The organism is Aerococcus tenax (assembly GCF_003286645.3).
GTDB lineage: Bacteria > Bacillota > Bacilli > Lactobacillales > Aerococcaceae > Aerococcus > Aerococcus tenax.
On the sequence record NZ_CP127382.2, the window covers coordinates 449,473 to 471,323 of the forward strand.

19 protein-coding genes and 1 riboswitch are annotated in these 21,851 nt (G+C 43.5%); of the genes, 14 read left to right on the forward strand and 5 right to left on the reverse strand.

Translation table 11 applies throughout. From position 1 onward, the window contains the following. Positions 1 to 7 precede the first annotated feature (7 nt). The 3 genes from DBT50_RS02050 (at position 8) to DBT50_RS02060 (ending at position 3,670) form a co-directional block, all read left to right on the forward strand. Positions 8 to 1,129 (forward strand): ABC transporter ATP-binding protein, encoded by a 1,122-nt coding sequence (locus DBT50_RS02050; protein ID WP_060777826.1) that lies wholly within the window; start codon positions 8 to 10, stop codon positions 1,127 to 1,129. Further along, positions 1,122 to 2,051: an ABC transporter ATP-binding protein gene (locus DBT50_RS02055; protein WP_013670088.1), complete on the forward strand. Its 930-nt coding sequence runs from the start codon at positions 1,122 to 1,124 to the stop codon at positions 2,049 to 2,051. The genes DBT50_RS02050 and DBT50_RS02055 overlap by 8 nt, the downstream gene beginning before the upstream one ends. Before the next feature lie 455 nt (positions 2,052 to 2,506). After that, positions 2,507 to 3,670, forward strand: a complete 1,164-nt coding sequence (locus DBT50_RS02060) for a hydroxymethylglutaryl-CoA synthase (RefSeq protein ID WP_111851837.1) — start codon at positions 2,507 to 2,509, stop codon at positions 3,668 to 3,670. Between the two features lie 159 nt (positions 3,671 to 3,829). Here DBT50_RS02060 and DBT50_RS02065 read toward each other — a convergent pair whose 3' ends face one another. From DBT50_RS02065 to DBT50_RS02075, 3 genes are all read right to left on the reverse strand, one after another. Further along, positions 3,830 to 5,140, reverse strand: a complete 1,311-nt coding sequence (locus DBT50_RS02065) for a hydroxymethylglutaryl-CoA reductase, degradative (RefSeq protein ID WP_111851836.1) — start codon at positions 5,138 to 5,140, stop codon at positions 3,830 to 3,832. 132 nt (positions 5,141 to 5,272) lie between these two features. Further along, positions 5,273 to 5,596: an iron-sulfur cluster biosynthesis family protein gene (locus tag DBT50_RS02070; RefSeq protein ID WP_013668858.1), complete on the reverse strand. Its 324-nt coding sequence runs from the start codon at positions 5,594 to 5,596 to the stop codon at positions 5,273 to 5,275. A 105-nt stretch (positions 5,597 to 5,701) separates the two neighbouring features. Next, a complete protein-coding gene (locus DBT50_RS02075; protein ID WP_111851835.1) occupies positions 5,702 to 6,529 on the reverse strand; it encodes an alpha/beta hydrolase in 828 nt (275 codons plus the stop codon). A gap of 155 nt (positions 6,530 to 6,684) precedes the next feature. Here DBT50_RS02075 and pyrR point away from each other — a divergent pair, with 155 nt between their 5' ends. The 8 genes from pyrR (at position 6,685) to DBT50_RS02115 (ending at position 15,954) form a co-directional block, all read left to right on the forward strand. Next, positions 6,685 to 7,218 (forward strand): bifunctional pyr operon transcriptional regulator/uracil phosphoribosyltransferase PyrR, encoded by a 534-nt coding sequence (gene pyrR, locus DBT50_RS02080; RefSeq protein ID WP_224785035.1) that lies wholly within the window; start codon positions 6,685 to 6,687, stop codon positions 7,216 to 7,218. Further along, positions 7,217 to 7,316, forward strand: a riboswitch (TPP riboswitch). It overlaps the preceding gene by 2 nt. Positions 7,317 to 7,368: 52 nt before the next feature. After that, positions 7,369 to 7,935: an energy-coupled thiamine transporter ThiT gene (gene thiT / locus DBT50_RS02085; protein WP_111851834.1), complete on the forward strand. Its 567-nt coding sequence runs from the start codon at positions 7,369 to 7,371 to the stop codon at positions 7,933 to 7,935. Between the two features lie 330 nt (positions 7,936 to 8,265). Continuing rightward, entirely contained in the window at positions 8,266 to 9,522 is a 1,257-nt protein-coding gene (locus DBT50_RS02090) for a cation:proton antiporter (RefSeq protein ID WP_111851833.1), read from the forward strand. 92 nt (positions 9,523 to 9,614) lie between these two features. After that, positions 9,615 to 10,268, forward strand: coding sequence for a Crp/Fnr family transcriptional regulator (locus DBT50_RS02095; RefSeq protein WP_111851832.1), 654 nt, complete (start codon positions 9,615 to 9,617; stop codon positions 10,266 to 10,268). 117 nt (positions 10,269 to 10,385) lie between these two features. Then, complete coding sequence (locus tag DBT50_RS02100) at positions 10,386 to 10,697, forward strand: thioredoxin family protein (protein WP_111851831.1); 312 nt, start codon at positions 10,386 to 10,388, stop codon at positions 10,695 to 10,697. A gap of 15 nt (positions 10,698 to 10,712) precedes the next feature. After that, entirely contained in the window at positions 10,713 to 12,587 is a 1,875-nt protein-coding gene (locus DBT50_RS02105) for an aryl-sulfate sulfotransferase (protein ID WP_111851830.1), read from the forward strand. Positions 12,588 to 12,936: 349 nt separating this feature from the next. After that, positions 12,937 to 14,826, forward strand: coding sequence for an aryl-sulfate sulfotransferase (locus tag DBT50_RS02110; protein ID WP_111853066.1), 1,890 nt, complete (start codon positions 12,937 to 12,939; stop codon positions 14,824 to 14,826). A 138-nt stretch (positions 14,827 to 14,964) separates the two neighbouring features. Continuing rightward, positions 14,965 to 15,954 (forward strand): YeiH family protein, encoded by a 990-nt coding sequence (locus DBT50_RS02115; protein WP_111851829.1) that lies wholly within the window; start codon positions 14,965 to 14,967, stop codon positions 15,952 to 15,954. Positions 15,955 to 16,015: 61 nt separating this feature from the next. On the opposite strand, the gene DBT50_RS02120 is transcribed toward DBT50_RS02115, so the two are convergent. Beyond that, positions 16,016 to 16,645: a 50S ribosomal protein L25 gene (locus DBT50_RS02120; protein WP_111821358.1), complete on the reverse strand. Its 630-nt coding sequence runs from the start codon at positions 16,643 to 16,645 to the stop codon at positions 16,016 to 16,018. Between the two features lie 288 nt (positions 16,646 to 16,933). Here DBT50_RS02120 and thrC point away from each other — a divergent pair, with 288 nt between their 5' ends. Then, positions 16,934 to 18,409: a threonine synthase gene (gene thrC, locus DBT50_RS02125; protein ID WP_111851828.1), complete on the forward strand. Its 1,476-nt coding sequence runs from the start codon at positions 16,934 to 16,936 to the stop codon at positions 18,407 to 18,409. A gap of 9 nt (positions 18,410 to 18,418) precedes the next feature. After that, positions 18,419 to 19,657 (forward strand): bifunctional phosphopantothenoylcysteine decarboxylase/phosphopantothenate--cysteine ligase CoaBC, encoded by a 1,239-nt coding sequence (coaBC, locus tag DBT50_RS02130; protein WP_111851827.1) that lies wholly within the window; start codon positions 18,419 to 18,421, stop codon positions 19,655 to 19,657. A 69-nt stretch (positions 19,658 to 19,726) separates the two neighbouring features. On the opposite strand, the gene def is transcribed toward coaBC, so the two are convergent. Beyond that, positions 19,727 to 20,305 carry a peptide deformylase gene (gene def, locus DBT50_RS02135; protein WP_070558554.1) on the reverse strand — a complete coding sequence of 193 codons (579 nt, stop codon included), beginning with the start codon at positions 20,303 to 20,305 and terminating at the stop codon, positions 19,727 to 19,729. A gap of 441 nt (positions 20,306 to 20,746) precedes the next feature. Here def and pdhA point away from each other — a divergent pair, with 441 nt between their 5' ends. Next, a complete protein-coding gene (gene pdhA / locus DBT50_RS02140; RefSeq protein WP_064292729.1) occupies positions 20,747 to 21,850 on the forward strand; it encodes a pyruvate dehydrogenase (acetyl-transferring) E1 component subunit alpha in 1,104 nt (367 codons plus the stop codon). The last annotated feature ends 1 nt before the right edge of the window (position 21,851 follow it).

The following is a 21,851-nucleotide window of genomic DNA, read 5'->3' on the forward strand; positions in this document are numbered from 1 at the left end:
CGAGCAAATGAGTGAAAATGTACTAGAAGTAAAAGATCTAGAAATTGGTTTCGATACCTTTGCTGGTCAAGTCCAAGCCATTCGCGGGGTAAGTTTTGAATTGAAAAAAGGCGAAACCCTAGCTATCGTTGGTGAATCGGGCTCCGGAAAATCCGTGACCGTTCGAACGGTGATGCGTCTCTTAGCCAACAATGCTGTGGTTAATGGCGGTGAGGTCAATTTCAGAAATGAAAATTTACTGGAAAAAACTGACAAAGAAATGCAAGCCATTCGGGGAGAAGACATTGCCATGATCTTCCAAGATCCGATGACTTCTCTGAACCCAGTGATGCGGATTGGTGACCAAGTGGCCGAACCGATCCGCCTCCACCAAAATGCGTCTAAGGAAGAAGCTAACAAGCGGGCCTTGGAACTCTTAGAGCAAGTGGGAATTCCTAATGCCAAGGACCGGATGCGCGATTATCCCCACCAATTCTCTGGGGGTCAACGGCAAAGAATTGTTATTGCTATTGCCCTAGCTTGTCGGCCGGAAATTCTGATCGCTGATGAACCAACTACCGCTCTGGATGTGACCATTCAAGCTCAAATCCTAGAATTGATGAAGGAACTCCAAACCACCTCAAGCACCTCAATTATCTTCATTACCCACGACTTGGGTGTGGTGGCTAATGTGGCTGACCGGGTAGCGGTGATGTATGCTGGGAAGATTGTGGAATATGGAACGGTTGATGAGATTTTCTATAATCCTCAACATCCTTATACTTGGGGCTTAATTACCTCCATGCCAACTCTAGATACGGAGGGTAAGCTACTTTCCATCCCTGGGACCCCACCGGACTTATTAGATCCACCTAAGGGAGACGCCTTTGCCTTGCGGAGTGACTACGCTATGGCTATCGACTATGAAGAACAACCGCCAATGTTCCAAGTTTCTAATACCCACTTTGCGGCTACTTGGTTACTTCATCCCGATTGCCCAGCAGTGACGGTTCCTGAAGAAATAAGTTCTCGCTTTGAAACCTATCAACAATTAGTGGCAGAGGGACTAGTAGAAGAAAATGGTACCAGCACAGGCGTACTTGACCAAGCTCATAAGCAAGCCGCACAAAAGGAGGTCGCCCATGACTAAGCAAGAAAAACCTCTCTTAGAAGTTCATCACTTAAAACAATATTTTAATGTGGGACAAAAGAATGAAGTGCGTGGTGTCGATGATATTTCCTTTGACATTTATGAAGGGGAAACATTTGGTCTGGTTGGCGAATCTGGTTCTGGTAAGACCACAACTGGACGGGCTATCATGCGCCTATATCAACCAACTGACGGGGAAATTCTCTTTGAAGGCAAGGATATTGCGGCCATTAAGAAGCGTCAAGATGAATTAGCCTTTAGAAAAGATATTCAAATGATTTTCCAAGATCCCTATGCTTCCTTGAATCCACGGATGAAGGTCGAAGATATCATTGCGGAAGGTCTGGAAATTCATAAGATCTGTAATAGTGAAGCGGAAGCCAAGGAAAGAGTTAAGCAATTACTTGAAGTGGTTGGTTTGAAAGCTGACCATGCTTCCCGTTATCCTCACGAATTTTCTGGGGGGCAACGGCAACGGATCGGTATTGCCCGCGCCTTAGCGGTCAACCCTAAAATGATTATTGCTGACGAACCGATTTCAGCCTTGGACGTTTCGATTCAGGCCCAAGTGGTCAACTTGATGCAACGCCTGCAAAAAGAGTTTAACTTAACCTATCTCTTTATTGCCCATGACTTGTCTATGGTGAAATACATCTCTAATCGGATAGGGGTTATGTACCGAGGGAAGTTAGTCGAGTTAGCCGATTCCGATGAACTCTACTATCATGCCCTACACCCTTATACCAAGAGTTTATTATCAGCGGTGCCGCAACCGGACCCTATTCATGAACGTAACCGGAAACGGATCCCATACGACCATGCCGACTTCACTGGCAATGAAAGCATGCATGAAATCGTTCCAGGTCACTACGTTTACTGTAGCCCTGAAGAAGCTGAACAATATAAAGCTAACTACAAATAATGCTAAACATGAAAAAGCTGCAGAGTCAAAGGCTTCTGCAGCTTTTTTGTGGAAATTTTTCAAAGGCTTCTGAACAAAAAACTCCGTCATGTTTATGGCGAAGTTTTACTGATGACTATTTTAGTCTTCTTGGTGACGTTGTAGGTAGCTTTGGAATAGAAGTCCAGCAATTAAGATAATGTACCAGAGAATTTTACGGTTGCGGGCTTTTTGTGCTTTAGTAACTGCCATTATTTCTCCTCCTTTATGACCCAGGTCAAACTTTTCTTAATTATACCATAAAGTAGAACTGACTTTAATGAATAAGCAGAGTCGGTCTATTCTCTAAAAAAAGGAAAAGTTTCGTTTTTTCTTAAAAAAGCTCTCAAAAATAAATATCCCTTAAAACTATGATAGAATAAAGTTTCTGAAAGAATAACACTAAAAACAATAAATTAAATCGAGGGACTGCTAGTATGAAAATTGGTATTGATAAATATAATTTCTATATTCCAAAGCAATATATTGAAATGCGGGACTTGGCTGAGGCACGCCAAACGGACCCCAATAAGTATCTGCTGGGTTTAGGCCAAGACCAGCAAGCCTTTGCCCCTTTGTCTCAAGATACGGTTTCTATGGCTGCTAATGCTGCGGCAGGCATTCTGACCGACCAAGACAAGGAGACTATCGATTTAGTGATTCTAGCCACTGAATCAGGGATTGACCAATCCAAGGCTGGGGCCATCTATATCCACCACTTATTAGGCATCAACCCCAAAGCGCGTTGTATCGAAGTCAAAGAAGCATGTTATGGGGGGACCTTTGCCCTACAGACTGCCGTCAACCATATCGTTAAACGCCCCCAAGCCAAGGCCCTGGTTCTCACCAGTGATATTGCCCGCTACGGCTTAAACACTGCAGGGGAAGCCACTCAAGGCGCTGGGGCAGTGGCCTTATTAATTACTGCCGATCCTAGGATACTTAGTGTCAATGACGATGCTAGCTATTATACCATTGATGTCATGGATTTCTGGCGGCCTAATTATTCTCGTCTGGCCCATGTGGATGGACATTATTCCAATGACCAATACCTTAATGCCCTAGACCAAGTTTGGGCTGACCACCAGGCACTTTCCGGCCACCAGCTGGATGACTTTGCTGCTTTCTGCTTCCACCTTCCTTACACCAAACTAGGCTTAAAAGGTTTAAAACACCTCACCCAAAAGGCTAAGGATGAACCATTAGGGGAGTGGGAGGAATCCTTTGAAGCCAGTCGGGCCTATAACCGCCGGGTAGGAAATATTTACACAGGGTCCTTATACCTCAGTTTGATTAGTTTATTGGAAAACGATGCTTCTCTAAAAGCAGGTGACCTCATTGGCCTGTATAGTTACGGTTCGGGAGCAATGGCCGAATTCTTCTCCATGAACCTAGAAGCTAATTACCAAGACTACTTGGAAGGAGATAAGCACCGCCAACAATTTGCTGAGCGACAAAAACTTTCCATTCCTGAATATGAAGCCCTCTTTCAAGAAGACCTCCTTAGTGACGGTAGTCAGCAAAGCATTCCAGCCCACGGCGACCAAGATGACTACCGACTACTCGGCCTAAAAGATCATAAACGCATTTATGGTAAATAAGGAAGAGTGCGACAAGCGCGCCAGAAGGCAAGACCTTTAGTGAAGTGGACGCTTGTCTTGCGCTTGAAGCAGGTTTTGATTAAAGAGTTTATATTTTAAAAGGGACTGCCTCAGACAGTCCCTTTTTTAGCGGAAATTTCTCTTATTTAAATTCCGAGCCTATTGACGGAGGTCATCTAAGATCGCCTTGGCGTTTTGTCGGTCCATATGCTTTGCCTTTTGTAAGGCTTGACTGACTTGGTCCACTTCATCGCCCTGGGCACCCACAGCGATGGCCAAGGACCGGGCTTGAAGTGACATGTGCCCCGCTTGGATACCTTCAATGACCAGAGCCCTCAATGCGGCTAGGTTTTGAGCTAGGCCGAGGGCAGCCACAATCTTCATTAAGTCGCTAGCATTGGGCTGAGCGAGTAAGTGGTGGACGAGTTTAGCAGCGGGGTGAATTTTGATTGATCCACCGACACTTCCTAAGGCAAGAGGGAGGGTGATTTCTCCAGCTAATAGGCCATGGTCTTCAAGGTAGTCCCATTTGGCCAGGCCCCGGTATTGTCCGGATTGGCTGGCATAGGCGTGACAGGCTGCCTCCACCGCCCGCCAGTCGTTACCGCTAGCGAGGACCAGAGCATCAACCCCATTCATAATCCCTTTATTGTGGGTTGTGGCCCGATAAGGATCGACTTGGGCCAGTTGGCTAGCTTGACTAATCCGCTTAGCCACTACTTGTGGATCTTGGCCTGGCTTAGCCAGAGCTTCAATAGGGATTTGACAAGTCGCCTTAGCCAGACATTGGGTAGCTAAGTTGCTTAAAATAGCCATTAATTTTTCTAGACGGGGTAGTGACTCATCCTTTTGACTAAGTGCTTCAATGTGACTGGCTAAGGCTTCCAGCATGGTATTCATCATGTTGGCGCCCATGGCTTCTTGGGTATCTACCGTCATATAGACCACAAAAAAAGGCTCGCTTTCACTGGGATAGTAGGCCGTTTCTAACTGGCGCACCCCACCGCCCCGTCGGCTGAGGCTAGGATGTGCCTGGTTGGCGACTTGGATGAGGTCTTCTTGGTGGTCTTTAATGTAACTAGTCCAGGTTTCGGCTTGGCTGGCTTGGTCTAAGCCTAAGAAGACCATTTGCCCAGTCATTTGCCGGTTCAAGACCTCACAATGGAAGCCGCCGCCTGCCTTAGCCATTTTAGCGGCGTAACTGGCTGCTGCAATGACACTCGGTTCTTCGATCGCCATAGGGATCAAGTAGTCTTTTTGATTAATGACAAAGTTCATTGCCAGTCCCAAGGGGAGGGAGTAGGTTCCAATGAGATTTTCAACCATCTTATCAGCCAGGTCTAAGGGCAAACCCTGGTTATTTTTGAGATAATCTTTTTCTGCATCACTAATATAGTGGAGCTCATTTAAGCGGGCCAGACGTTCCTCTAAGGGGAGGCGGTAGAAGCCCTGTAAATTCACTTGAGTCATAATAACCTCCTAAGTACTTTGTTTATCAGTGAGGGGGAAGTCCTTGTACTTTTCCATAAAAAAAGAAGTTGGCAATTGCTTCCAACTTCTAGTTTATGGGTCATTACTTGATTAATCAATAGCCAGTCGGTATTAATGATCGATACAATAGAGATTATCATCGACCATTTGATCGTCAGTTAAGAGGACAAAAACTTGCCGAAATTCATCAAAATCGATCCGATTATCATTGCCTAACATGCTGAGGGCTTGTGTTGTGACATGGATTTGACCGATATGCGTTTCCAGGACCTCATCAAAGCTTTCAAAACTTGGTGCATTGGTTTGTAAGACTAGACTACGATAGGCTCTGTGGCTGGTATGACCTGTTTCATCGGAAGTGGTTAGGCAAATATTATGGAAACGATCTAAGTTTTGTAACTGTTGTATGGCTTTCTGGGTGAAAAATAACTTCATGGCATATCCTCCTCACAACAACTCTTGTAAGGATGATTATATCAGAATTTGTGAGCAGTTTAGTCGGAAAAGCCTAAAAATAATTTTTAAAACGTTTTCACACCTTCACCAGCCGCTACTGAGAAAGCGGAGGCAGTCGGGGAGGTGTTTGGCCCAGTAAAATTCATTATGCTCTTCATCCACATAGATGTTGAAGTCAATATTTTCTACCGGGATACCTCCTGCGATAAGCAAGGCCTGGTAGTGGAGGGAAGCATCGATATAGGCTTGGTCCATATTGCCTGGGAGAAAGAGACGGTCAGTATCGTCTCCTTCTTTGGTGCCGACTTGGAGGTAGATTTTTTGCTCGGGGTCTAAGCTTTGCGACTTGAGATAGCGGTCAAAGGGTTCTTGGGCTATCCATTGGGCTAGGGAAAAAATCCCCAAGCGGCCAATCTGATCGGCATACTTAATTCCCATATAGGCGGTAATATTGGCCCCAAAAGAAGACCCGATCATGGCTGTATGTTTTTTATCGGTTTTAGTCCGATAGGTTTGGTCGATAAAGGGTTTAACCACCTTCATAATGAAGTCACTAAAATCATTACCTAAGCCGCCCAGGGGTCTTGCCTTAGGGTCACTAGGGTTTTCGAAGCTCCAAGCATTATAATCATCCGCCCGAGTCTGAGAGTCATTGTCGATTCCGACCACAATCATCTTGGCTAAGTCGGGATTACGCTTGAGGGTGGGGATGACCTTCCAAGAATAACCTAGGAAGGACTCCTTACTATAAAAAACATTTTGTCCGTCATGCATGTAAACGACTGGGTAGGATGCGGATTCCTGCTGGTAATTTTTAGGGAGTAGGACTCGCACCCGCCGCTTCTTGCCGGAATAGGGCAAGCTTAAGTAGTGGGTTTTCATTTTTAGATAATAATAATCGGCATTGAACATGATTTACCTCCGCTTAATGTGCTATTAGCATACTTGACCCGGGGGGATTAAGCAAGCGCAATCCCCCTGACGATGCTCAAGGTTAAGAAATAATTGCAGACTTCACAATATTTCGCTACAATGATGAGTAGAATAAAGGATAAGGGGGAGATGCCTTGGCAACAGAAGTCGAGCTTCTCAACGAAGCAGAAATGAAGCGCGCCTTAACGCGAATGAGTTATGAGATTTTGGAACGCAACCATGGTACCGCTAATTTAGCCATCGTGGGAATTAAAACCCGGGGAGCAATTATTGCTAACCGGATTAAGGCCCGCATCAACCAGTTAGAAGAGGCTGATGTCTTTTATGGGGAATTAGATGTCCGCGCTTACCGTGATGACCTCGACCAGGAAAAGGATAAGCTGATCAAAGATTTATCCCAGCTGGACTTTGATGTGAATGGTAAACATATCTTTATCTGTGATGATGTGCTCATGACCGGTCGGACCATTCGGGCGACCATGGATGCCTTGATGGATCATGGGCGTCCAAGCAAGATCTCTTTAGTGACACTCATTGACCGGGGGCACCGGGAATTACCGATTCGAGCGGATATTGTTGGTAAAAATATTCCCACTTCCCGTCAAGAGAAAATTCGGGTGAAGATGCGGGAACTCGACAGTAAGGACGCAGTATATATAATTAAATAGTTGGTACTAGGGGAGCCTTTATGGCTGAGATGTATTTTACAGACCCTTTGAACTTGAGACTAGGTAATACTAGCGGAAGAAAGTGCACGAAAAAACAGGTAAGAGGCATTTTCTCTTACCTGTTTTTTGCTAAGAAAGGACTTAATAATTATGGGACAAAGTAAACAAGTAAGAGTTTTATTAGAAGTTGCTATGGTAGCGGTATTAGCTTATTTATTAGGACTTTTGCCGACCACCAATGGAGTAGGTATTGGGGTAAACTTAGGAGTTATTCCCATTTACTTGATCTCTTTAAGACGGGGGATAAAGAGCGGTTTTGCTGCCGGCTTTCTGTTTGGGCTTTTGCAATTAATCACCGGTCAAGCTACGATTCTAACTCCCTTCCAAGTCTTCCTTGAATACTTCTTCGCCTTTATGTTAGCAGGTTTAACTGGAGTCTTTGCTAATCGTGTGAAGAGTGCAGGCTTAAAAGGGGATAAAAAAGGCCTATGGATCGGTATTTTTTCAGCGACCTTTATTGGGATGGTCGCCCAATACTTTATTCATTGGTTTGCTGGCTATGCCTTTTGGTCTTCTTATGCGCCAGAAGGAATGAATGCTTGGTGGTATACGACGATTGTCAATGTACCTACCGGTTTCTTCACCTGGTTAGTAGGGGCTTTAGTGGTGGCCTTGTTATTTAATAATGCCCCCCGACTCTTAAACCCAGAAGATTAAGCTGCAATTTTAACGATTGATTAGATGGAATTATTATTTTGAGACGTCCTTTGAGGGGGCGTCTTTTTTTATTGACGGGGACCTATTTTGGGTAAAAAGAAAGATTTTATGGAATTGTTGGCGCGCAAACACTTTAATAAGAAAGCGTTTGCTATAATATTTTGTGAAAAGGATAACTTAAGTTGAGGCCGACTTAAAGGGAATATCTCTTTTTTTAGCTAAGTTTGTGAAAAAATGCACTAAAAAATAAAATAGATTTTCATCATAATTTTACGATTAATCGATCAGTTAAATGGAGTTAAGAGAGAGTATTTGAGAGGAGTGTTTATTGTGTTTGTCGTACTTTTTTTAGCGGCCATGCTTATCGCTTATTTTGCCGGAGAAGTTGCTAAAAAAATCAAATTCCCGGCCATCATAGGTTGGTTGATTGTGGCCATGTTTCTTGGTGAGCACGGGCTAAATCTTTTAAGCCCTGAATTGATTTCAACCAAGCCTTACCAATCACTCATGGTCTTAATGCAGATCTTAGTGGGGTCCATGGTGGGCTATAAGTTAGTTTACCGTGACATCAAGGATTCCATCAGTAAAGTCTTCGCCATGGGGATATCCGACCTGGTGGTAACTTTTGTGGTGGTGACGGGATCCTTTGCTATTATTCTTCATCTCATGGGTTTACCAATCATAGCTGCCTTGCTTTTTGGTGGGATTGCTATTGCAACCGCCCCGGCGCCACCTGTCTCAGTGGTTGAGCAATATGATTGCTCTGGGCCACTGTCAGATTCAGTACCGTCGATGACAGCCTTTAACTCGGTCATGGTAAATGTTGTCTTCTTCCCCTTGGTTTCCATTATTGGAGCAGTTTTAAATGAAAGCTCGACTTCAGTGTTGGGATCCTTACTCATTATGATCTTGGCGCCGATTCTCTTAGGCGGAGTTATCGGATTTATCGCGGGAAAATTAGTGGGCAAAGGGGCATCCAGACAACAAAGCTTTGCCATCTATCTTTTAACCATGTTAGTGATTTATGGCTTGGATAATTATTTGAACTGGCATGTCTTTACTGAAACTCAAATGATGTCCTTATTAGCAGGAATCGCGGGATCCGCTGCCTTTATGAATGTGGTTGAACCTGAAAAGGTTCCAGGCTTGCAAATGGATCTGGGCCCGGTTCACTCCTATGCCTTAATGATTTTCATTGTTAACTTATCTATCCACCTCAACCCAGCGTCCTTACTCGATGGAGGCATGCTCATGGTAGCCTATATCTTGATTCGCGCAGTGGGCAAATACCTGGGTTGCTATCTGGGTGCCAAAATCAGCCATGCACCAAAAGTGGTTGAAAAATATATGGGGATTATTATGATGCCTCACTCAGGTGTTTCCATTATGTTTGCTGGGATTGCCGCTTATAACTTGATGGGCGTCTATCCTGAGCTAGCCAATCTTCTACAGATTACTATTTCCGCTAGCGCTCTGGTGATTGAAGTGATTTCCTTACCACTGGCAGGAATGGTTTATCAAAAGATTGGCGAAGCTGGCAAGGAAACGGAAAAATTGGCCGCCCAAGAGGAAATGCTTCCCAATTAGAATTAGACCGAAAATCTAGCTAAACGGGGATTATTTAGGACTAAAATAAAGGAGGAAATTTTGCCAATTTCAGAACATAGGGGGATTGGAAGATGTCAACGGCATTTATTGACTACTGTCTTAACCATGAAAAAGTAATCAATCACACCCGCCAGGAAAATTATAAAAAGGGTGATGTGATTGAAACCATTGGTACTCGGATAAGAGAAATTGGAATTGTTAATAAAGGCTTACTCAAAACAGTTAATTATTCAGCAGAAGGAAAAGAGTTAAATACCTCCCTCTTCTTTACCAATTCAATTTTATTGGAATATCTGTATTTTAATGACAATTTAAACTATACCTATGACTTAGTGGTCTTACGGGCCACAACGGTTACCTGGATACCGGCCAAAGTCTTTAAATCCATCGTTTTTGAGGATAGTTTGGGGATGGAGCTCTATGTCCACCATCTGATTGAAAGAGGTTTAGAGTCGCAGCGGATTATTTCGTGTTTGAACTATCCAACGATTCGGGAACGAATTTGCTACTGGATTGCCTCCAAGAATTCCTTAGAAATTGGTCGCAGTGATATTAAGCCCGACATGGAATTGCCCTTCACCCAGGAAATTTTCGCCAAATTAATTAAGGTGAGTCGGGCTAGTCTGAACCAGGAATTACACCGTATGGAAGATGAGGGCTTCTTCACGATGACAAGGAAGGCTTTGACAAATATTAATCAGGAGAAGATTTGGGATAACCTTTAAAGGGGTTGATGTTAAGGAAGATTCATGACTCATGCCATTAGATTAAGGCAGGCATTCAAGCCAGTTAAGGAAAGCATCATCAAATTGAGAGTAAATATTTAATAAAGGAGTGTAGCTATGATAAAAGAATACCAACAGGGTGATTTTAAGGCGGAAATTGCTGAGGGCAAGGTATTGGTCGATTTCTATTCAAAGACCTGTGGACCTTGTAAAATGTTAAGTTTTATCTTAGACGATATTGACAAAAGTCATGGAGAAGACCTAAAGATTCTTAAAGTGAGCTTTGAAGAAAACACTGACATCGTTGAAGAATATGGTGTCGAAGGTTACCCTACTTTAGTTTATTTTAAAGACGGAGAAGAAGTGAGTCGCAAAGCAGGCCTACAACAAAAACCAGTAATCGAGGCCATGATTGAAGGAACACAATAATAAAGGAGTATACCAATGACAGTAAAATACGAATTTAAAGAACACTTAATTGAAACACAGTATAAGAATGAAACTGCCATGTTGAAGGAATTGGACCGTGGAAACTATACCATGGAAAATCCTTTAATTAAGTATAACCCCTACGTGGTGAATGCCTTATCTGCGGTCATCCTATTCGAAACGGAAGAAGAAGTGGGTATGGTTGTCCGGGTGAAGGGAAAGACCCCAGAAGCAGATTTCTACCAGGCCTTCCCTAAAGCAAAACGTCACGTTTTACCAATTGTGGGTCTCTATTCTGATTATGAAAATAAGATTGAAATCCATCCTTGGCAAAAACCTGATCAAGTGGTGACCCATACCATTAAGACACCTAAAACCTCAAATTCAGATTTAGTTCACTCCATGGAAACAACAGCAGAATACATGCAGGATAACTTAATGATTCTATCCTGTGCAACCTCTGATTTCGTTATTGGGGTAGACAACCAAGGAGATGTCCGTCTAGAATTTACCGTTCCGATTCTATGGGATATCAAGCACTTAGATAATGGAAATATCTTAGTGGGTTCTGACCGCCTCATCAAGATGCCCTACTTCGTTAGCGGTATGTATGAAATGAGCTTGGTCGGTAAGATTTATAAGGAATACCGGGTACCAAGAGGTTATCACCATGACCAATGTGTCTTACCTAATGGTGATATTGTCGCCTTGAACTGTGACTGGGACAATGCGACGGTGGAAGACCAAGCAGTTCTTATTGATAAGGATACTGGTGCGGTTAAGAAGGTATGGAACTTCCGTGACTTCATCAAACCAGAGTCGCAGAAATCAGGCTCATGGTCAGACGAAGACTGGTTCCACTGTAATGCAGTTTGGTATGATGAGCAAACCAACTCATTGACCTTCTCAGGCCGTCATATTAACTCTATGGTTAACATTGACTTTGACTCTGGTGAATTGAACTGGATTATCTCTGATCCGGAAATGTGGGCGGAAGAATACCAAAAATACATGTTTACACCAGTTGGAGATGGTGACTTTGGCTGGCAGTATGAGCAACATTCCAACCTAATTACACCTTTAGGCGATGTTATGTGCTTTGATAACCATCACTGGGGTAGTCAGAACCCTGACAAGTACCTAGCCGCTAAGGATAACTACTCTCGCGGAGTTAAGTACCGTATTGACACAGATAAGATGGAAATTGAACAAGTCTGGCAATATGGTAAGGAACGTGGTCATGAATTCTTTTCACCATACATCTGTAACGTGAAATACTATAATGAAGGGCACTACTTGACTCACTCTGGTGGAATTACTTATACAGCTGACGGTGAGCCATCAGAAGAATTAGGGCCATTTGCTCAATTAGATGATCCAAATGCCGATCTACGCTCAATTACTGTTGAAACCATTAGTGAAGATAAGATGCTTGAGCTCAAGGTTAAATCCAACTATTACCGTGCTAATAAGTATCCAGCTTACAACACCTACGGTAACAATCTCGCTTTAGGTCGCGGCAAGTTAGTGGGGGATATCGGTGAAACCTTACAAATGGACTATGATATTCCGGCTGAAGATACTGGAGAATTATTACCAGATACTCATGAAGGACGCCTGGTAGAAGAAGCAGATATGTTTACCTTCCATGCTAAATTCGCTAAGGGACAACTGGTTATGTTACTCCTAGAAGGTGAAGAAGAAACACGTAGATACTTTATCTCGACTGCTAAAGGTAAGCGTGGAGCCATGTGTGCTGGAACCTTCTTGTCTGCAGATGACCGTGACACCCGGACAGGTGTTACTAAGGAAGGCATGAAGGGCGCTTACAAGGTGAAAGTAATCGTTGATGACAAGAAATATGACACAGGCTTAACTATCCACGCTTAATCAAGTTCAGTTCGCTATGCAATAAATCGGAAAATTTTTGACCGATATTGCTGAATCCTTTAAAGGAACTGTATATAAACCTCGGAAACCTTTCATTTTAGTTGAAAGGAATTCCGGGGTATTTTTATGATTATATGTTGGGGAAGACAAGATATTAAAAAAGAGAAACTTTCACGCATTAAAAATTGAGAAAAAACATGAAATGTTGGGGCGCAAACATAAAACGGTGAAAACGCTTGCTATAATAGTATACAAGAAGGTGAAAGGAATGAATTTATAGAACGAGTTTATTTTTTTGGTATAGTATGTGAAAAATAGCACTAATTAAATTGATAGAGGAGGAATAACCATGACAGAAACAGCAACTTATACCTATAAAGAACACCTGATTGAAAAACAAAGAAAAGCCGAAGAGGCCATGTTAGAAGAGTTTCACTTAGGTGACTATACCCTAGACAATCCCTTAGTGAAATATAATGCCTATCTCATTAACCCCTTATCCGCAGTGGTTCTCTTCAAGACCGAAGAACCTACCGCGATTACTGTTCGTGTCTTAGGTAAAACCGAAGAAGCAGATATCTTCCAAACCTTCCCAGTAGGTACTGAACATGTACTTCCGATTGTGGGACTTTACCCTGAATATGAAAACAAGGTGGAAATCTATCCTTACCAAACCCCTTCCAAAAAACATACAGTGACCATTCCAGTGGGCGAAGTGGAAGGTACCGACCTGGTGAATTCGATTGAAACCACCCCTGAGTATATGCAAGACAACATTATGTTCCTCTGCCCAGCCAACTATGCCTTAGCTATTGCGGTGGACTATGCGGGTGATGTCCGTTTGAAATTAGATGTGCCTATGGTTTGGGACGTTAAGGTATTAGATAATGGCCACTTGCTCATGTCCAGTGACCGCTTGACCTCTATGCCTTACTTCATGAGTGGGATGTATGAGTTCTCAGCAGTGGGTAAGATCTACACCGAATACCGGGTACCTACCGGCTTCCACCACGATTGCTGTGTCTTACCTAACGGAGACATCATCGCTTTAACCTGTAACCATGAAAACAGTACCGTGGAAGACCAACTAGTGGTAGTGGATAAAGACACCGGTGTGGTAAAACGGACCATTAACTATATCGATTTCTTAAAACCCGGCGCTCAAAAATCAGGTTCCTGGTCAGAAGAAGACTGGTTCCACAACAATGCGGTTTGGTATGACGAGCACACCAATTCCTTAACCTTATCTGGACGTCACGTTAATGCCATGGTTAATATTGACTTTGATACTGAAGAAATTAACTGGATTATTTCTGATCCCGATGGCTGGCCAGAAGAATACCACAAGTATCTCTTCACTCCAGTGGGTGACGGAGAATTTGATTGGCAATATGAACAACATGCCAACTTAATTACACCTGATGGCGACGTGATGTGCTTTGACAACCACCACTACGGGGCTCAAGATCCAGACAAGTACCTAACACCAGAAGAATCCTATTCACGTGGGGTTCGTTACAAGATTGATACCGAAACCATGGAAATTGAACAAGTCTGGCAATATGGTAAAGAACGTGGCTATGAATTCTTCTCACCATATATCTGTAACGTAGTTTACTATAATGAAGACCACTACCTCATTCATTCCGGCGGTATTGCTTATGACGGCCAAGGCAACCCATCCAAAGAATTAGGGCCATTCGCCATGCAAGAAGATCCTGATGCTAAATTAGAATCCATTACCGTTGAATGGAATCATGGCGTTAAAGAATATGAATTAAGCGTGCGTTCTAACTACTACCGGGCTGAGAAATTTCCACTATATTCTAAGAAGGGTGGCGAATATGACCTACAATTAGGCGCTGGACGTGTTCTCGGTTACTTAGGTGAAACCGCGCAAATGGACTATGACATCCCAGCTGAAGAAGTCAATGAACCCGTTCCTGAAAAGGTTGACGTTCGTCTAACCGATGAAGAAGATATGTTTACCTTTGAAGCCATGTTTGAAAAAGGGCAATTAGTCATGTTAGTCCTTGAAGGCGAAGAAGACACCCGTCGTTACTTCATCTCTACCGCTAAGGGCCACCGCGGAGCTATGTGTGCCGGAACCATCCTGCCAAAAGATGACCGGGAAACTCGGACTGTAGTCACCAAATACGGCTTTGATAAGGGAGATTACAAGGTCAAATTAATCATCGATGACAAAAAATATGACACTGGCCTAACCATTAAGGGCTAAAGAAAGACATTTTAAATTTCTTTAAAAAAATTTGGACAAATTAACCAAACTATGGTCTAATAAAATAGCTACCTCGGAAGCCTTTTCCGTTATAAGAAGCGACTTCTGAGGTATTTTTATCATTTTAAGGAGGAAGATATGGACATTTTGAAGAAGAAGAGCTTCTGGCTCTCATTTATTCTGTTATTATTAGTTTCTTTATTTGCTAAATGGCTCTCAGGCTTCCCTGGCTTATCCTTAATTGGTCACTTAGTGATTGCCTTAATTATTGGGATGGTTTTACAAGCATCCGGTCAATTAAAGGGGATCGCCAAGGGGGGATCAGGCTTTATCTCTAACAAGTTCTTACGTTTAGGGATTATCTTGATGGGTTTCCGCCTCAACCTGGAAGTGCTGGCTCAACACGGGGTCAAGACCATTACCCTGGCTATTGTAGTGATTGCCTTTACTATTGGCTTGATTTATAGCCTAGCTAAGGCTGCTGGAATTGAACGCAAATTATCCCTCTTATCCGCTTCTGGTTGTGGGATCTGTGGGGCTGCAGCTGTTCTCGGCCTATCACCCATTATTGAAACGGATGAGGACGATGAGGTGATTTCTGTTGCCGTGGTCGCTATTCTGGGGACCATTTTTACTCTGATTATGGTGCTCTTACGGCCAGTCATGGGCTTAACCGATGTTCAGTTCGGGGTCCTAGCTGGTGGTTCCTTACATGAGATTGCCCATGCTGTTGCTGCTGGGGCTGCAGGGGGAGCTGCTTCAGAAAATATTGCTGTGATTGTTAAGTTATCACGGGTATTAATGTTAGCCCCTGTCTCCTTGATTTTCTCTTATATTGCTAGTCGCCGGAGTGATGGCAATAGCCATGCCAAGATTCAATGGCCATGGTTCATGTTAGGTTTCATCATTTCTTCAGCGATTGGGACCTATGCCGGACTATCAGATGCTATTGTGGGCCACTTAGTTGACTTGGCCTACATTCTCTTAGGGATGGCAATGGCTGCTTTAGGGGTAAATGTGAACTTTAAAGTGGTCTTTGAAAAGGGACAAAAGGTCTTTGCGGTTTGTTTCGCTGGCTCAGTAGCTCTCTTTGCCCTGGTCTTTGTTGTGGCTAAAATGTTCTTCTAATCAAATAAAGCAAAAGAAAAAACGCAAGTCCATTTGGGCTTGCGTTTTTTGCATGAAGTGATTATTCTTCGTCAGAATCTTTTTCGCCGATAACTTCAGGTTCAGCGGCTACAGCTGGTTCTGCATCTTCTTCAGGTTCGTCATCTGGAGCGCTGACTGATACGATAACTTCTTCTGGGTCGGTAATTAATTCAGCGTCTTCCATACCTTCGAATTTAACTTCTCCGGCAGTAACGCTGTCATTAATGTCTAAGCCGCTAACATCCACAGTGAAGTATTCTGGCGCTTTAGCAGGGTCAATACGTAAGGTAACTTCGTAGACGTTGATGGCTGCCACACCAGCAGGGTTAGCTAGCTTGTCTTCGCCAACGATAGATACAGGAACATTAACCTCAAGTTTTTCACCTTTCTTGATCGCTTGTAAGCTAATGTTATAAACGATTGGCTTAATCGCTGCACGAGAAATCTCACGTAGGAAAACAGTACGGCTTCCTTGTCCTTCAATTTCTAATTCGAAAACTGAGTTAGTCCCTAAGTCACGTTCAATTTTTTCCACGTCTGGGCGTTCCATTGAAATTTTGATAGGGTCTAGGTCACTAGCATACACGACACCTGGAACTAAGTCTTCACGGCGTAAAGCCTTTGAAGCGGATGTTCCTGCAGCATCACGCGTTTTTGCTACAAATTTCATCATTCTACCTCCTGATTATTACTTTTATGAATTCTTTGAATTCCTAAAAACTACTCAATTATAGCACAAAGGGCCATAATAGATCAAGAATCCATAGTTTTTCAATTTCTATTTAACCATAAAAAGGCCAAGAGTTGTAGTCTTTTTGAAAAATATTTCCTGTTATTCGCTTTTTCGGCTGTCTAGAGAATGATAAGGACTTCTAGTTTTTAATTCCTAGTGGACCAACTCAAGGCTGAAGTATGGTAAAATAACGGCAATAATATCTGCTTACCTAGGAGGTTATCCATGTTTTACACCAGTACGAGAAATAGTCAGCTTTCTGTCCGGTCAACAGAGGCGATTTTGCAAGGCCTAGCGCCTGACGGGGGGCTTTATGTTCCTGAATCGATTCCTCATTACCAAGGAGATTGGGAGACGATGAGCAAGTTGTCCTACCAGGAACTAGCCTTTCAAATTTTAAGACTCTATTTTGATGATTTCCCTAAGGACATTTTACAATCCTGTATCCAAGCCGCCTATGATGAAAAATTTGATGATGACCGCATTGCACCGATCGTAGGCTTATCAGACCACTATCTTTTGGAGCTTTTCCATGGTCCAACGATTGCCTTTAAGGATATGGCCTTATCCCTACTGCCTCATTTAATGAAGGCTGCCCAAAAAGTCTTGGGTCGCGATGAAGAAATTATCATTTTAACCGCGACTTCAGGAGACACCGGTAAGGCCGCTATGGCTGGTTTTGAAGACGTGACTGGGACTAAGATCATTGTCTTCTATCCTAAGGGCGGGGTTTCCAGCATTCAGGAAAAACAAATGCTGACTCAAAAAGGAGACAACACCTATGTCTTTGGGGTCAAAGGAAACTTTGATGACGCTCAAAGTAAGGTCAAGGAGCTTTTCAATGATAAGGACTTAGCAGCGGAACTTCAAGCCAACCATAGCCAATTTTCTTCTGCTAATTCCATGAATATCGGTCGCTTGTTCCCTCAAGTGGTTTACTATTTCTATGCCTATGGGCAATTACTGAAACAGGGCGCCATTCAAGCAGGGGACTTGGTCAACTTTACGGTGCCAACCGGGAATTTTGGAAATATATTGGCTGGCTACTATGCTAAGCAAATGGGCCTACCGATTGACCGCTTAGTCTGTGCCTCTAACGATAATACCGTCCTTTATGATTTCTTCACTAGCGGAACTTATGACCGCCGTCGCCCCTTTAAGTTGACTATCTCTCCATCGATGGATATTTTGGTCTCCAGTAATCTGGAACGGCTCTTGTATTACGCCGTGGGCCAGGATAGTCAAGCGGTCAAAGACTTGATGGCTGCATTACAGGACAAAGGTCACTATCAAATAGGTCAAGAAGTGAAAGCGGCCTTTGATAGCTTTATTGGAGCTTATAGTGATGAAGCTGAAACTAGAGCAGAAATTAAGCGCGTTTACCAAGAGGACCATTACCTCATGGATCCCCATACGGCCGTGGCTTCCGCCTGCCTGGGCAAGGTGAAGGACCAGTTAGCGGGTAAAAGTATTGTGGTGTCGACAGCTAGTCCTTTTAAATTCCCCGCTGCCGTTTTAGAATCGATCGATAAGGGCGACAGTCATTTAAGTGACTTAGAACTCTTGGAGGCAGTGCAAGCAGCTAATGGCTTGGACTATCCCCAAGCAATACAAGCCATCCTTGAAGCTGACAGCCGGCCTGAACGGGTGATTGAAGTGGAGAAAATGGAAACAGTGGTAAGAGAGATTGCCAAAGGATAGGAGATTAAGGTGTTAGAAAATAAACAAATCGTTGTGATCGTGACTGGTGGAATTGCTGCTTACAAGGCGCCAGACTTTGTGCGTCTATTGATCAAGTCCGGCGCTGAAGTTAGGGTAGTGATGACTGAGGCAGCTGAACAATTTGTCCGCCCCTTTACTTTCGAGGTCTTAACCAAGTACCCAGTCCTAACTGACCAGGGAGAGTATCCTGAAAGTATCGGTCACATTCATTTAGCTGACTGGGCAGATCTGGTGGTTGTTCTCCCAGCTACCGCTAACACCCTAGCCAAGGCGAGCTTGGGTTTAGGGGATAATGAGGCAACTGCTACCTTATTAGCCATGGATTGCCCACGGATTTTTGTTCCGGCCATGAATAATAAGATGTGGGAAAATCCTGCGACGGTTAATAATGTCGCCAGCCTGAGAGAGAGGGGAGATATTGTTATCGAACCGGCCTCTGGCTTTTTGGCGGAAGGTTATGAAGGCAAAGGGCGGATGCCTGAACCCATTGAGGTCTTGCAAGCAGTGAAGGCTTTGGTCGCTTTGAAGAAGGCCTTTGCCGATCAAGCAAAGAATGTGCTTAAGAATAGCTCATTTAAAGAAAAGAAGATCGCGGTATCCGCTGGAGGCACCCAGGAAGCCATCGACCCTGTCCGCTTTATCGGTAACCATTCCTCAGGGAAAATGGGCCTAGCTTTGGCCCATGTGGCGGCCCTCTTAGGGGCTGAAGTGACCTTAGTGATGACTCCAACGGCCCAAGGCTTGCCCCATTTACCAGCTATTAAGACCCGTCAAGTGAAAGACGCCCGCCAACTCTACCAAGTCATGCATGAATTGAACGAGGCCAGTGATATCATTATCATGGCAGCGGCTGTTTCTGACTACCGGGTCGAGACGCCTAGCACCGAGAAGATCAAGAAGAATAAAGAAAATGACCAGGACCACTTACAAATTAGCCTGGTAGAAAATCCTGATATTCTCAAGAGCCTTTCCCAGGATGGCACCTTCCTGGTTGGCTTTGCAGCGGAAACTAACCATGTGCTTGACTATGCGAAGAAGAAATTAGCCGCCAAGGGTATCGATATGATTGTGGCTAATGACGTGAGTCAACAAGCCATCGGTTTCTCTAGCGAAGATAATGCTGTCACCATCATTAGTCAAAAGGGGGCAAGATCCTTGCCTCAAGCCGATAAGATGATGATTGCTGCTGGAATCTTTGCCCAAATTGCCCAAGAATTGAATGCATAAGAAAAAGGACTTAGCTCCCGGCCAATTTAATGGCTGGATCAGCTAGGTCCTTTGTTTCTTGGTCAAGGATTAAAACTCATCACCTAAAAGATAGGTGTGTTCGCCCAAGGAATATGGATCGGTTTTATTAATTCGCTCGTAGTAGAGGTGACCGTCAAGGTGGTCGATTTCATGTTGCAAAACGATGGCAGGATAGCCTTTGAAACGTTTCTTAAAGTGATTGCCTTCCAGATCATCGTAAGTAATAGTGATGCGAGCATAGCGGGGCACATAACCGGACACATCGTCATCGACTGAGAGGCAGCCTTCGCCTTCTCTGAGGCAAACTTTTTCTACGGAATGACTAATGATCTTTGGATTGACCATAACCCCTTCTAAAATAATCTCTTCATCGGAATCAGGATCTTCGATATTAGGAACCAAAAGGGCGATCATCTTTTCGCCGATACCTACTTGAGGGGCAGCGAGACCAACACCAGCCCGGAGACCAAGTTCAGGGCCCTTTTCTTCATCTTGACTATTATACAGGTATTCCATCATATCGTGAGCGGCTTGTTTTTGCGCTTCATTTAAGGGAAAAGTGATGGTGTCTGCTTCACGGTGTAAAACTGGATTACCATCACGGGTTATGTCATCCATTAAGTACATACAGCTTATCCTCCATTAACTATCTTATATTTTAATTCATTTTCTCAAATTACAGCAAATAAGTCAAAAGGATCTCGCCGTTTTTTAAGGCCATAAATCATCGAATCAGAACAATAAATGTATCCCTTAATTAATAAAACCTTCACAAGGTAAGCGCTTTCCTTACCGAACTGTAACAGTGTTATAACAGTTGCAAACACCTGTATTATTTTTAAAAATGGCTTTATATAAGTACTTTAGCCAGACTTTTAGGAAATCAATCACTACGCGCATGTTAACGTTTACACAAATAAAGCAACTGTTCTAATATAGAAAGTTAGGATTTGGACCTCAATTGTTTGAATTCGCTTCCTTTCCATGATAAATTAGTGAAGTGAAGGGTGAATAAGCCAATGCCAAGGCATGGCAAAATATTTTCTTTACAGAAAGGAATGTGTACAGATGGCAAAACAACCAGTAGATTATCAAGCACAACTTGCTGGTATTGACGAACAGTTCCAAATGGTTCGTATACTAGACGAGGAAGGAAAAGTCGTTAACCCTGACATTATGCCAGATTTAACTGACGACCAACTTGTAGAAATAATGAAACGGATGGTCTTTTCAAGAACCTTACACGAACGCTCAATGGCACTTGCTCGCCAAGGACGTTTAGGCTTTTATGCGCCAACTTATGGACAAGAAGCTTCACAAATGGCTAGCTCTTATGCCTTTGAACAAGATGACTGGCTATTCCCAGGTTACCGCGATATTCCACAATTAGTGGCTAAGGGATTACCAGTAGATAAGGCCTTCCATTGGTCTCGTGGACACGTTGAAGGAAATGATTATCCAGAAGACTTCCATGCAATGCCTCCACAAATTATTATTGGGGCCCAACTTATCCAAGGTATGGGTAATGCTGTTGGTCAAAAATTAAATGGTTCTAAGAATGTCACCTACACCTACACTGGTGACGGTGGTTCAAGTCAAGGGGACTCATATGAAGCTTGGAACTATGCTGGTCGCTATAAAGCACCAATTGTTTTCTTCATTCAAAACAATGGTTTTGCGATTTCCACCCCACGTCAAAAACAATCAGCGGCTAAATCCTTAGCACAAAAAGCCGTTGCAGCTGGTATGCCAGGTGTTCAAGTGGATGGTAACGATGCCTTAGCAGTTTATGCGGTAGCTAAACAAGCACGTGAATGGGCTGCAGCAGGTAACGGACCAGTCTTAATTGAAACCATTACCAACCGCCTCGGCGCTCACTCCACTTCCGGTGACGATCCTAAGATTTATCGTACCGATGAAGATATCCAAAGCTGGACCAGTCGTGAACCACTTATTCGTTTCCGTGCATATCTAGAAGAAAAAGGCCTCTGGGACGAACAAACTGAAAGCGACTATGTCGAAAGCGTTAAAGAAGAAGTTCAAGCAGCCATCAAGAAAGCTGAAGCTGCACCTAAGCAAAAAGTTTCCGACTTCTTGAAGAACATGTTTGAAGAACCAGGACAAAACATTAAAGAACAAATTGAAAAATATGAAGCGAAGGAGAGTGAATAAG